Raw genomic sequence first — 11,847 nt, 5'->3', positions numbered from 1 at the left:
ATGCCTGGCGCACCATGAAAAACCCCGCTCAGGCATGGCCTGGCGGGGTTTTCTTACGGCTTAACGCTTACGGCTTATAGCTGGGGTTTAACCCAGCAGGTGCTCGACCGCGGCGCGCTCCTCTCGCAGCTCCTGCTCGGTCGCCTGCATTTTGTCGCGGCTGAAGTCGTCGACCTCGAGGCCCTGGACGATCTCGTACTTGCCGTTCCGGCAGACCACCGGGTAGGAGTACATGATGCCCGGCTCGACGCCGTAGCTGCCGTCGGCGGGGATGCCCATGCTCACTACCTCGTCGGTGCCCAGCGCCCAGTCGCGCATATGGTCGATGGCCGCGGAGGCCGCGGAGGCCGCCGAGGAGGCGCCGCGCGCCTTGATGATCGCCGCGCCGCGCTGCTGCACGGTGGGGATGAAGTCGTTCTCGTACCAGTCGCGCTCGACCAGGTCGAAAGCCGGGGTGCCGGCCACCTTGCAGTGGGCCAGGTCGGGGTACTGAGTCGCGCTGTGGTTGCCCCACACGATCATCTGCTCGACGTCGGTGACGTGCTTGCCGACCTTCTGGGCCAGCTGGGTCAGGGCGCGGTTGTGGTCCAGGCGCATCATCGCGGTGAACTGGCCCGCGTCCAGGTCCGGCGCGTTGCAGGAGGCGATCAGGGCGTTGGTGTTGGCCGGGTTGCCCACCACCAGCACCTTGACGTCGCGGCTGGCGTTGTCGTTCAGCGCCTTGCCCTGGGCGGAGAAGATCGCCGCGTTGGCTTCCAGCAGGTCCTTGCGCTCCATGCCCGGGCCGCGCGGACGTGCGCCCACCAGCAGGGCGAAGTCGGCGTCCTTGAAGGCCACGTTGGCATCGTCGGTGGCGACGATGTCCTGGACCAGCGGGAAGGCACAGTCGTTGAGCTCCATGACCACGCCGTTCAGGGCGTCCATGGCCGGGGTGATCTCGAGCAGCTGCAGGATGACCGGCTGGTCCTTGCCCAGCATGTCGCCGGAGGCGATGCGGAACGCCAGGGAGTAGCTGATCTGACCGGCGGCGCCGGTGATGGCAATGCGAACGGGGGCTTTCATGGGGGCTCCTTGGGTTGTCAACGCGTCGTTGTCACCGATGGGCGGTCCAGCCGGACCGCCGTGCAAACCGCCAAGATGGTATTCGTGCATTGCACAAAACTCAATTCGACATAGGACGGGGAAGGCGGGAGGGCTCGACAAACGGCTGTATGAGGATGCCGGCCGGGAATAGTATGCTGGCGCCTTCATGTCCTGCTGATGGATCACGCCGCATGCCCCGCCGTCGCTTCCCTCCCCTGCCGCCGCTGCTCGCCATCGGGCTGGTCGTCCTGCTGCTGGCCTGGCTACTGCTCGGCGATATCCAGGGCTTCCGGGCCGAGCCGCCCGAGGCCACGCTCGCCGCCGAGGAGCAGGCGACGCGGGTGGAGGTCGCGACCCGCCACGCCGAGCCCTACGCCCCGACCCTGACCCTCCAGGGGGAGCTGGTCGCCCACCGCAAGGTGGAGCTGCGCGCGCGCCAGGCCGGCCGGGTGGCGGCGCTGCCGGTGGCCGAGGGCAGCCGCGTGGCGCCAGGTGAGGTGCTGCTGGCACTGTCCCAGGACGAGCTGCCCCAACGCCTGGCCCAGGCCCGGAACGACCTCGAGCTGGCCCGGGCGGAGCTCGCCGGCGCCGAGTCGCTGCGCCGCCGCGAGCTGATCTCGCGCCCCGAGTACCTGCGCCTGCAGGCGGGCGTCAGCCGGGCGGAGGCCGAGCTCGCCGCCCTGGAGCGTCAGCTCGGCGACACCCGCCCACAGGCGCCCTTCGCCGGCACCCTGGACCGCCTCGAGGTGGAGACGGGCGACCTGGTGCAGGTAGGCGAGAGCTGGGGGCGACTGGTGGACGACTCGCGACTAACCGCCGTGGCCTGGGCGCCCCAGCGTGACGCCCTGGCCCTTGCCGAGGGACTCCCCGCCGAGCTGCGCCTGCTGGACGGCTCGCGGCTTTCCGGCGAGGTAAGCCTGGTGGCGCGCCAGGCCGAGGAGGCCACCCGCAGCTTCCGGGTCGAGGTCAGGGCCGACAACCCCGAGCGCCGCCGCCTGGCCGGCGCCTCCGCCACCCTGGCGATCGCCCTCCCCGAGCGCCGGGTCCACCGCCTCTCCCCTGCCCTGCTGGTGCTGGACGACGCGGGCGGGCTCGCGGTCAGGCACCTGGACGCCGACGACCGCGTGGTGGAGAGCCCGGTGACCCTGGTGGACGCCGGCCTCGAGGCGGCCCGGGTCACCGGCCTGCCCGACCCGGTGCGGCTGATCACCCTGGGCGCCGGCCTGGTGGAGGTCGGCGAGCGGGTCGAGCCGGTGCCGGCCGAGGAGGTCGAGGCGAGCGACGCCACGCCCGCCGCGCCGTTCGGCGCCGCCGACGCGGAGGCCCCCTGAGATGCGCCGGCTGATCGCGGCCGCCCAGTCCCACGCCCGCACCACCCTGATGCTGCTGGTGGGCCTGCTGCTGGCCGGGCTCGGCGCCTGGCAGGCGATCCCCAAGGAGGCCAACCCCGACGTCGCCATTCCCATGATCTACGTGGCCATGAGCCTGGAGGGGGTCAGCCCCGAGGATGGCGAGCGGCTGCTGGTGCGCCCCATGGAGCAGGAGCTGCGCACCATCGAGGGGCTGCGCAAGCTGACCGCCCAGTCGAGCGAGGGCCACGCCTCCATCACCCTGGAGTTCGACGCCGGCTTCGATGCCGACCAGGCGCTCTCCGACGTGCGCGAGAAGGTCGATATCGCCAAGGCCGAGCTGCCCAGCGAGGCGGAGGAGCCGCGGGTGGTGGAGGTCAACGTCAGCGAGTTCCCGGTGCTCTCCATCGGCCTCTCCGGGCCCGTCGAGGAGGCCCGGCGGGTGGCCATCGCGCGGCGCATCCAGGACGAGATCGAGGGCATCGCCGAGGTGCTCGAGGTGGACATCGGCGGCGACCGCGAGGAGCTCCTGGAGATCGTGGTGGACCCGCTGGTGCTGTCGAGCTACGGCGTCGACTTCGACACCCTCTTCAACCTGGTCAGCCGCAACAACCGCCTGGTGGCCGCCGGCAGTCTGGATACCGGCGCCGGCCGCCTGGGGGTGAAGGTGCCCGGGGTGATCGAGACCCTGGAGGACGTGATGGCCATGCCGGTGAAGGTGGACGGCGACCGGGTGGTCACCTTCGGCGACGTGGCCGTGATCCGCTCCACCTTCAAGGACCCCGAGGGGTATGCGCGCATCGACGGCCAGCCGGCGCTGGTGCTGGAGGTCTCCAAGCGAGCCGGGGCCAACATCATCGCCACCGTGGCCCAGGTCGAGGCGCTCTTCGACCAGGCCGCCGGTAGGCTCCCCGAGGGCCTCAGGGTCACCACCATTACCGACCAGTCCGAGTTCGTCGAGGACATGCTCTCGGAGCTGCTGAACAACGTGGTCACCGCGGTGGTGCTGGTGCTGATCGTGATCCTGGCGGCCATGGGGGTGAGAAGCGCGCTGATGGTGGGGCTGACCATCCCCGGCGCCTTCCTCTCCGGCATCCTGATGATCTGGGCGGTGGGCTACACCCTCAACATCGTGGTGCTGTTCGCGCTGATCCTGGTGGCCGGCATACTGGTGGACGGCGCCATCGTGGTCAGCGAGCTGGCCGACCGCCACCTGCACCAGGGCATGGCGCCGCGCCAGGCGTGGCTGGAGGCGGCCACCCGCATGAGCTGGCCGGTGATCGCCTCCACCGCCACCACCCTGGCGGTGTTCGTGCCGCTGCTGTTCTGGCCGGGCATGGTGGGGGAGTTCATGAAGTACCTGCCGGCCACGGTGATCCTCTGCCTGCTCGCCTCCCTGGCCATGGCGCTGCTCTTCCTGCCCACCCTGGGCAGCGTGTTCGGCGCCGCCACGGCCTCCGCGAGCGCGACGGCGGTGGAGGCCACCGCGGTGGGCCGGCTCTACCGCGGGGCCCTCGCGCGCCTGCTCGCCCATCCGGCACTGACGCTGCTCTTCGCCCTCTCGCTGATGGCGCTGATCTACACCGCCTACGCGCGCTTCAACCACGGCGTGGAGTTCTTCCCCAGCGTCGAGCCCGACACCGCCCAGGTGATGGTGCGTACCCGCGGCGACTTCTCCATCGAGGAGAAGGACGCCATGGTGCGCCGGGTGGAGGCGCGCCTGGCCGGCATGCCCGAGGTCGAGGCGCTCTACGCGCGCTCCTTCGCCACCCCCAGCGAGCAGCTGGGAGCCGACGTCATCGGCGTGCTGCAGTTCCAGCTGATCGACTGGCACCGACGCAGGCCGCTGACCGAGATCTTCGCCGCCATGCGCAGCCGCACCGCCGACCTGCCCGGCCTGGTGCTGGAGTTCCGCGAGCAGCAGATGGGCCCCGGCGAGGGCAAGCCCATCGCGCTGGAGATCGGCGGCCGCACGCCCGATCAGGCCGACCGCGCGGTGGACCGGTTGCGCGAATTGATGGCCGAGCTTCCGGGCTTTCGCGACGTGGAGGACAACCGCAGCCTGCCCGGGGTGGAGTGGCGGGTGATCGTCGACCGCGAGGCGGCGAGTCGCTTCGGGGCCGACATCACCAGCGTGGGCAGCGCGGTACAGCTCCTCACCACCGGGGTGCAGGTGGCCAGCTACCGTCCCGAGGGGGTCGACGACGAGGTCGACATCCGGGTGCGCCTGCCTAAGGGCGACCGCACCCTGGACCAGCTGGGGCAGCTGAGCCTCTCCACCTCGCGGGGCCGGGTGCCGCTGTCGCACTTCGTCAGCGTCGAGCCGGCGCCCAAGGTGGGCACCCTGCACCGCATCGACGGGCGCCGCGCCATCACCCTGGAGGCCGATGTCGAGGAGGGCTTCAACGCCGACGAGCGGCTGCGCGCCCTGCTGGAGGCGGCCGGCGAGCCGCCCGAGGGGGTGCAGGTTAACGTGGCCGGCGAGCAGCAGGACCAGCAGGAAGCGAGCCGCTTCCTGGCCAGCGCCTTCCTGGTGGCCATCGGCCTGATGGCGGTGATCCTGGTGACCCAGTTCAACAGCTTCTACCAGGCGGGGCTGGTGCTCTCGGCGATCGTGTTCTCCACCGCGGGGGTGCTGCTGGGGCTGCTGGCCAACGCCCAGCCCTTCGGCATCGTGATGGTGGGGATGGGCATCATCGCCCTGGCGGGGATCGTGGTGAACAACAACATCGTGCTGATCGACACCTACAACCAGCTGCGTGGTGAGGGCCTGGCCCCCTTCGAGGCGGCGCTGGAGGCGGGCTGCCTGCGCTTCCGCCCGGTGCTGCTCACCGCGGTGACCACGGTGCTGGGCCTCACGCCCATGGTGCTGGGGGTCAACATTAACCTGCTCGAGCCGAGCCTGGGGATCGGCGCCCCCTCCACCCAGTGGTGGACCCAGCTCTCCAGCGCCATCGCCGGCGGCCTGACCTTCGCCACCGGCCTGACCCTGCTGCTGACCCCCTGCATGCTGGTGCTGGGCGGCCGTTTCGAGAGACGGGCCGCGTAAGGCACCGCGCGCCGACTAAGCGCCCCTAAGAGGGGCGAGCGGCGGCCTCCTCGCGTGCCGCATCCGGCGCGTGACGGGCGTGGATCCGGCCGATCAGCTCGTCCTCCAGGGAGAAGCGCTCGGTGAGGCCGTGGGCGAGGCGCGCCAGCCAGGCGGGCAGGCGGCCGAGGTGCTGGCGCACCCGACCGGGGCTGGCGTAGTCGGCATCGAAGTCCAGCACCAGCTCGGTGGACATCTCCAGGCGCTGCAGCAGGCGGTCGGCCAGGGTCAGCGCCTCCTCGTCCGCGAAGGCGCGCGCCTCCTCGCGCAGCTGGGGGTAGACCTCGAAGTGCCCGGCGCTGATGTAGTCCATCAGCAGCTCGCTGAAGGCGTCGATGCGCTCCTTGGTCACCGCCTCGAGCTCGGCGTCGCAGGCCTCCTTGAGCTCGACGAAGTTGACCAGCAGGTCACGGCGCTCGTCGAGCCAGCGATCGATCAGCCTGTGCACGCCACCCCAGCGCTCCAGGGCGCTCTTGCAGTCTTCCAGCATGGGGGCCTCCCTTCGTGTGGTCGAGCCGACTAGTGGATTCGGGGGCGTCCCGCGCCCGGCTGAGGCTCAGAGTCGCGCCCCCGCCGACGGCTGTCAATCCTGCCGGCACGAACGTGGAGAGACCGCGGCGTCAAGAGGACCATCGGGGCCTTTTCCTTTCCCTGGCGGCGGCGTTTCCTTGATAGTCTATGGCCACACCAACAACACCCCACCCTCCCCGAGGTGCTCGATGAAACAGATTGCTCGCCTGGGCGCCGGCCTGCTGCTCGCCGCCGGCCTCGCCACCGCACACGCCGAGGAAGACGTCAGGATCGGCATGATCACCACCCTCTCAGGCGGCGGCTCCCACCTAGCAGTCTGTCGGGTTATGGGTGTCGCTCATAGTAACGGCACCCACTTCTCTCGATTTTCGTGTTGGCGCCGGCCATGTCTTTTGTGTGGCGCCATTCGGCGATCCTGGAGTGGCCTGAGCGCTTGTGACGCAGCCTTATCAGGCTGAGGAATGCCCCTCAACCTGCGGCCAGGCGATGCATCCGCTTGATATTCCATGCCAGGGTGGCCAGTCGCCACTCGCCGCTGACCTTATCCAGGCCACGTAACGAGAACTGCCGGAACCCCATCACGTGTTTGATGATCCCGAAGACCGGCTCTACCGTGTGCTTGCGCAGCGCATAAAGCGCTCGGCCCGCCTGTGTCTTCAAGCGATGTGCCATCTGCTCGACGGGGTCATCGCTCTCCGGGACTGGCGGATCCACGGCGAAACGCTCGAAGACCGGAAGGTGATGGAGATCACGCTTCATCGCCAATAGCGGCTCGATGCCGTGCTCATGGCAGGCCCGGACATTGGCAGCGCTGAAATAGCCCGTATCGGCCAGCAGATGGGCGGGCTTGCCCACCGCCTCCGGGTAGCCTTGCCAGGCCGTCAGCAACGGCATGACTTGCTGCTTGTCGTTGGTTGCCTGAGTGACGTGGACATGGGTCACCAGCAGACTCTCGGTATCAACGGCGGCTTGGGCGTTGAAGCACTGATCAAACCCCTTGCCGGTGACCGGCATGATCCGTGACTGCGGGTCGGTGAAGTTGAGCTGGTCCTTGTCACGCGGGCCGCCAGTGGGCGGTTCGGGATCCCGCCCACGGGGTTTCTTGCCGGCCTTGCGCTGCGCCTCCCGCCGCGCCACCTTTTCCTGGTAGGCGGCTTGCTCGGTGGCGTCCCGCTCCTCGGCGCGCGCCTCGATCTTGGCCTTCGCCTCGGCGATGGCCGCCAGGCGGGCTTCACGGCGGGCAATCTCGGCGGGGATATCCATGCCGTCGGCCGCGTCCTCCTGGTCCGCCGACTCGGCCCGCTCGGTCAGTGCCCTCACCTCCGCCCTGAGTTGTGCTTCCAGCTTCTTGGCATGGCCATACGATAGCGCCTTGTGCTTGCTGGCGTTGGCCTTGAGCTTGGTGCCGTCCAGGGCGATGGTGCCGAGCTTGAGCAGCTTCATCTCGCGAGCCAGCAGCAGCACCTGCACGAACAGCTGCTCCAGCTCCGGCAGGAAACGCCGGCGAAAGGTCGCCAGCGTGTCGTGGTCGGGATGGGTATTGGCCGCCAGGTAACGGAACGCCACCGAGTCATAGGTGGCGCGCTCGATCTTGCGGCTGGAGACCACCCCGGTGGCGTAGCCATAGACCAGCAGACTCAGCAACACTGCCGGGTGGTGGGCCTTATGCCCTCGACCGGCGTAGCATCGCGTCAGCGCCGAGAGATCCAGTTGTTCGACGACATCGACCACGAACCGCGCCAGGTGGCCATCGGGCAGCCACTCGTCTACCGAAGGCGGCAGGAGATAGTCGGTCTGACGGTCAACGGGGATGAAGCGGCTCATGGCGACGTTCCAGTAGTGGCGGCATGCTGAGAGTATCTCACGGCGTTATCGAAAACCCGACAGACTGCTAGGGGTCGACGTGCGCGACGCCTTCCTTCTGGCCATCGAGCAGTCCGGCCGCGAGGACATCGAGGTGCTGGTGCAGGACGACGCCCGCAAGCCCGACCTGGCGCGCAGCCTGGCCAGCGAGTTCCTGCAGCGCGACGAGGTGGACATCATGACCGGCATCATCTGGTCGAACCTGGCCATGGCGGTGGTGCCCTCGGTGGTGCGCCAGGGGACCTTCTACCTCTCCCCCAACGCCGGGCCCTCTGACCTGGCCGGGCGGATGTGTCACCAGAACTACTTCAACGTCGCCTACCAGAACGACAACCTCCACGGCGCCATGGGCGCCTGGATGCGCGAGCAGGGCTACCAGAACCCGATCATCCTGGCCCCCAACTACCCGGCGGGCACCGACGCCCTGGCCGGCTTCAAGCATCTCTTCGAGGGCGAGGTGGCCGGCGAGCTCTACACCCAGCTGGGCCAGACCGACTACGCCGCCGAGATCGCCCAGATCCGTGCCAGCGACGCCGACAGCCTGTTCTTCTTCCTGCCCGGCGGCATGGGCATCTCCTTCATGAAGCAGTGGGCCGGCTCGGGGGTGGAGCTGCCGGTGTTCGGCGCCGCCTTCTCCTTCGACGAGGTGCTGATCAAGGCGGTGGGCGAGGCCGCCGTGGGGGCCCGCAACACCTCGCTGTGGGCCCACGACCTCGACAACGCCACCAACCGCGCCTTCGTGGAGAGCTTCCGCGAGGCCTATGGCCGTACGCCGACCCTCTACGCCGCCCAGGGCTTCGACACCGCCAACCTGATCCTCGCCGCCCTGGAGAGTGCCCACCCCGATGACCAGGACGCCTTCCGTGAGGCGCTGCGCGAGGCCGACTTCGACTCGGTACGCGGCGAGTTCCGCTTCGGCCCCAACCATCACCCCATCCAGGACGTCTACGTGCGCGAGGTGGTCATGGGCGAGGACGGCGAGCCCACCAACCGCCTGCTGGGCATCGCCGTGGAGGATATCCAGGACATCTACTACCCCGACTGCAAGATGTGACCGCGCTTCGCGCTGGTGAGGGGTGAGCGCTTCGCTTGTGAGGGGGTGAGGGGTAAGCGCCGCTGTGCGGCTGGTGAGGGGTAACGCCACACGCCTTACGCCTCACCCCACACCACTCACACCTCACACCTCACACCTCACACCTCACACCTCACACCTCACACCTCACACCTCACACCTAACCATTCACCATCCACGGACCTGATCCCTTGTCAGCTACCCTGCTTCTCGAGCAACTGATCAACGGCCTGCAGCTGGGCACCATGCTGTTCCTGATGGCCAGCGGCCTGACCCTGGTGTTCGGGGTGATGGGGCTGATCAACCTGGCCCACGGCGCCTTCTACATGGTGGGGGCCTACCTCACCGCCGCGGTCACCGCCGCCAGTGGCTCCTTCCTGCTCGGCCTCGCGGCGGGCCTGTCGGGGGCCGCTGCGGTGGGCGCGGTGGTGGAGCTGGTGGTGATCCGCCGCCTCTACCACCGCCCCCACCTGGACCAGGTGCTGGCCACCTTCGCGCTGATACTGATCTTCTCCGAGGGCACCCGCTGGCTGTTCGGTTCCTCGCCCCTGTGGCTCAACACGCCCGGGTGGCTGGCCGGCCATGTGCCGCTGCCCGGCGGGGCGCGCTACCCCCTCTACCGGCTGGTGATCATCGGCGTGGGCATCGCGGTGGCCGTGGGGCTGTGGTGGCTGATCACGCGCACCCGCCTGGGCATGCGAGTGCGCACCGGGGAGAGCGACCGCGAGATGATCGGCGCGCTGGGCATCGACATCTCGCGGCTCTATACCGCGGTGTTCGCCCTGGGGGCGGGGCTCGCCGGCCTCGCCGGCGCCCTGGTGGGGGCGCTGCAGTCGGTGCAGGTGGGCATGGGGGAACCGGTGCTGATCCTGGCCTTCGTGGTGATCGTGATCGGCGGCATCGGTTCCATCAAGGGGGCGCTGCTCGGCGCCGTGCTGGTGGGGGTGGTGGACACCCTGGGGCGGGTCTTCCTGCCGCTGGCCTTCCGCGCCGTGCTGCCCCCGGCGGAGGCCACCGATGTCGGCGCCGCCCTGGCCTCGATGCTGATCTACATCCTCATGGCGGTGATACTCGCCTTCAAGCCCAGGGGACTCTTCGCCGCCCATGACTGACTCGACCCCCACGCTCTCCACTCGTCGGCCCTCACGCCGCCTCGACCGCCAGGGCCTGGTGCAGCTGCTGCTGCTCGCCCTGTTGCTGGTACTGCCGGTGGCCGCCGACCTCGCCGGCCACCCCTACTACGTGACGCTGGCCTCGCGGCTGACGCTGATCGCCATGGCCGCGGTGGGGCTCAATCTGGCGCTGGGCTACGGCGGCATGATCAGCTTCGGCCACGCCGCCTACTTCGGCCTGGGTGGCTACGTGGCCGGCATCGGCGCCTTCCACGCCTTCGACATGACGCCCTTCCTGGGAAGCCTCCCGGGCAGCGACAACCTACTGGTGTTGTGGCCCATCGCCATGCTCGCCTGCGGCCTGCTGGCGCTGGCCATCGGTGCGGTATCGCTGCGCACCTCCGGGGTCTACTTCATCATGATCACCCTGGCCTTCGCCCAGATGGTCTATTACTTCGCCAACTCCTGGCCCACCTACGGCGGCCAGGATGGCCTGCCGATCTATATCCGCAACCGGCTGCCGGGGCTCGATACCCAGGACCCACTGACCTTCTTCCTGCTCTGCTTCGCCGGCCTGGTGATTTCCATGGCGCTCACCTCGCGGCTGATGGGCTCGCGCTTCGGCGCGGCACTCACCATGGCACGCCTCAACGACACCCGCCTGGCCACCGCCGGCATCAGCCCCACCCCCATACGCCTGGTGGCCTTCGTCATCTCGGCGATGATCACCGGGCTGGCCGGCGCCCTCTACGCCGACCTCAACGGCTTCGTGAGCCCCAGCATGCTCAGCTGGCACCTCTCCGGCGAGCTGATGGTGATCGTGATCCTCGGCGGCGTGGGGCGCCTCTACGGGCCCCTGGTCGGGGCGGCGCTGTATATCGGCATGGAGACCCTGCTGGGCGGGCTTACCGAGTACTGGCAGCTGTTCCTGGGCCTCACGCTGCTCGGGGTGGTGCTCTTCGCCCGCCAGGGCGTGATGGGCTGGCTGGCGGGGAGGGAGCCCCATGCCTGAAGCGGTGCTGGCCCTGGAGGGGCTCCACAAGCGCTTCGGCGCCCTGGCGGCCACCGACGATGTCTCGCTGACCCTGAGGCCCGGCGAGATCCACGCCCTGATCGGCCCCAACGGCGCCGGCAAGTCGACGCTGATCGCCCAGATCGCCGGCGGCCTCAGGCCCGATGCCGGCCGCGTCCTGCTCGGCGGCGTCGACGTCACCGGCGAGAGCGTCGCCGCCCGCGCCCGCCGCGGCCTGGGACGCAGCTTCCAGGTGTCGTCGCTGGCCGAGCCGCTGTCGGCGATCCGCAACGTGATGATCGGGGTCCAGGCCCTGGCCGGCCACAGCTTCCGCTTCTGGAAGCCGGTGGCGCGGGACCCGCGGCTGGTCGAGCCGGCCATGGCGGCGCTCGAGCGCATGGGGCTCGGCCACCGCGCCGCCACACCGGTGGCCGAGCTCTCCCACGGCGAGCGCCGCGCCCTGGAGGTGGCCTGCGCCCTGGCCCTCAGGCCCCGGGTGCTGCTGCTCGACGAGCCCATGGCGGGGCTCGGCCCCGAGGGCTCGGCGCACCTCACCAAGCTGCTGGAGCGCCTCAAGGCGGAGGTGCCGATCCTGCTGATCGAGCACGACATGGAGGCGGTGTTCCGCCTGGCCGAGCGCATCTCGGTGCTGGTGGCCGGGCGCGTCATCGCCCACGGCGACGGCGACACCATCCGCCGCGACCCGCAGGTTCGCGACGCCTATCTGGGAGACTGAG

At 69.5% G+C, this 11,847-nt stretch carries 9 protein-coding genes; 6 read left to right on the top strand and 3 right to left on the bottom strand.

The genetic code is table 11. The features are described 5' to 3' along the window. Positions 1 to 87: 87 nt before the first annotated feature. Positions 88 to 1,062 carry a malate dehydrogenase gene (locus Q673_RS30385; RefSeq protein WP_023006512.1) on the bottom strand — a complete coding sequence of 325 codons (975 nt, stop codon included), beginning with the start codon at positions 1,060 to 1,062 and terminating at the stop codon, positions 88 to 90. 212 nt (positions 1,063 to 1,274) lie between these two features. Here Q673_RS30385 and Q673_RS30380 point away from each other — a divergent pair, with 212 nt between their 5' ends. Then, entirely contained in the window at positions 1,275 to 2,414 is a 1,140-nt protein-coding gene (locus tag Q673_RS30380; RefSeq protein WP_023006511.1) for an efflux RND transporter periplasmic adaptor subunit, read from the top strand. A gap of 1 nt (position 2,415) precedes the next feature. Beyond that, the gene (locus Q673_RS30375; protein WP_023006510.1) at positions 2,416 to 5,481 is read left to right on the top strand and encodes an efflux RND transporter permease subunit; all 3,066 of its coding nucleotides are present in this window, start codon (positions 2,416 to 2,418) and stop codon (positions 5,479 to 5,481) included. 25 nt (positions 5,482 to 5,506) lie between these two features. Here Q673_RS30375 and rsd read toward each other — a convergent pair whose 3' ends face one another. Beyond that, on the bottom strand, positions 5,507 to 6,010 hold the full coding sequence (gene rsd, locus Q673_RS30370; RefSeq protein ID WP_023006509.1) for a sigma D regulator: 504 nt from the start codon (positions 6,008 to 6,010) through the stop codon (positions 5,507 to 5,509). Positions 6,011 to 6,519: 509 nt separating this feature from the next. Further along, complete coding sequence (locus Q673_RS30365) at positions 6,520 to 7,875, bottom strand: IS1182 family transposase (protein WP_023006508.1); 1,356 nt, start codon at positions 7,873 to 7,875, stop codon at positions 6,520 to 6,522. Between the two features lie 34 nt (positions 7,876 to 7,909). Here Q673_RS30365 and Q673_RS30360 point away from each other — a divergent pair, with 34 nt between their 5' ends. The 4 genes from Q673_RS30360 (at position 7,910) to Q673_RS30345 (ending at position 11,846) form a co-directional block, all read left to right on the top strand. Then, a complete protein-coding gene (locus Q673_RS30360) occupies positions 7,910 to 8,968 on the top strand; it encodes an ABC transporter substrate-binding protein (protein WP_081712045.1) in 1,059 nt (352 codons plus the stop codon). Between the two features lie 209 nt (positions 8,969 to 9,177). Then, the gene (locus tag Q673_RS30355; RefSeq protein ID WP_023006506.1) at positions 9,178 to 10,098 is read left to right on the top strand and encodes a branched-chain amino acid ABC transporter permease; all 921 of its coding nucleotides are present in this window, start codon (positions 9,178 to 9,180) and stop codon (positions 10,096 to 10,098) included. Beyond that, entirely contained in the window at positions 10,091 to 11,110 is a 1,020-nt protein-coding gene (locus Q673_RS30350; protein WP_023006505.1) for a branched-chain amino acid ABC transporter permease, read from the top strand. Before Q673_RS30355 ends, Q673_RS30350 begins: the two co-directional genes overlap by 8 nt. Beyond that, positions 11,103 to 11,846, top strand: coding sequence for an ABC transporter ATP-binding protein (locus Q673_RS30345; RefSeq protein ID WP_023006504.1), 744 nt, complete (start codon positions 11,103 to 11,105; stop codon positions 11,844 to 11,846). The genes Q673_RS30350 and Q673_RS30345 overlap by 8 nt, the downstream gene beginning before the upstream one ends. Position 11,847: the final 1 nt, after the last annotated feature.

The organism is Halomonas sp. PBN3 (assembly GCF_000475415.1).
GTDB lineage: Bacteria > Pseudomonadota > Gammaproteobacteria > Pseudomonadales > Halomonadaceae > Halomonas > Halomonas shengliensis.
This window is presented reverse-complemented; position numbering and strand designations above follow the sequence as displayed.

Coding starts and splice junctions, on each gene's coding strand:
- Q673_RS30375 (WP_023006510.1), top strand. CDS start 2,416: ATGCGCCGGCTGATCGCGGCCGCCCAGTCCCACGCCCGCACCACCCTG.
- Q673_RS30380 (WP_023006511.1), top strand. CDS start 1,275: ATGCCCCGCCGTCGCTTCCCTCCCCTGCCGCCGCTGCTCGCCATCGGG.
- rsd (WP_023006509.1), bottom strand. CDS start 6,010: ATGCTGGAAGACTGCAAGAGCGCCCTGGAGCGCTGGGGTGGCGTGCAC.
- Q673_RS30345 (WP_023006504.1), top strand. CDS start 11,103: ATGCCTGAAGCGGTGCTGGCCCTGGAGGGGCTCCACAAGCGCTTCGGC.
- Q673_RS30365 (WP_023006508.1), bottom strand. CDS start 7,875: ATGAGCCGCTTCATCCCCGTTGACCGTCAGACCGACTATCTCCTGCCG.
- Q673_RS30385 (WP_023006512.1), bottom strand. CDS start 1,062: ATGAAAGCCCCCGTTCGCATTGCCATCACCGGCGCCGCCGGTCAGATC.
- Q673_RS30350 (WP_023006505.1), top strand. CDS start 10,091: ATGACTGACTCGACCCCCACGCTCTCCACTCGTCGGCCCTCACGCCGC.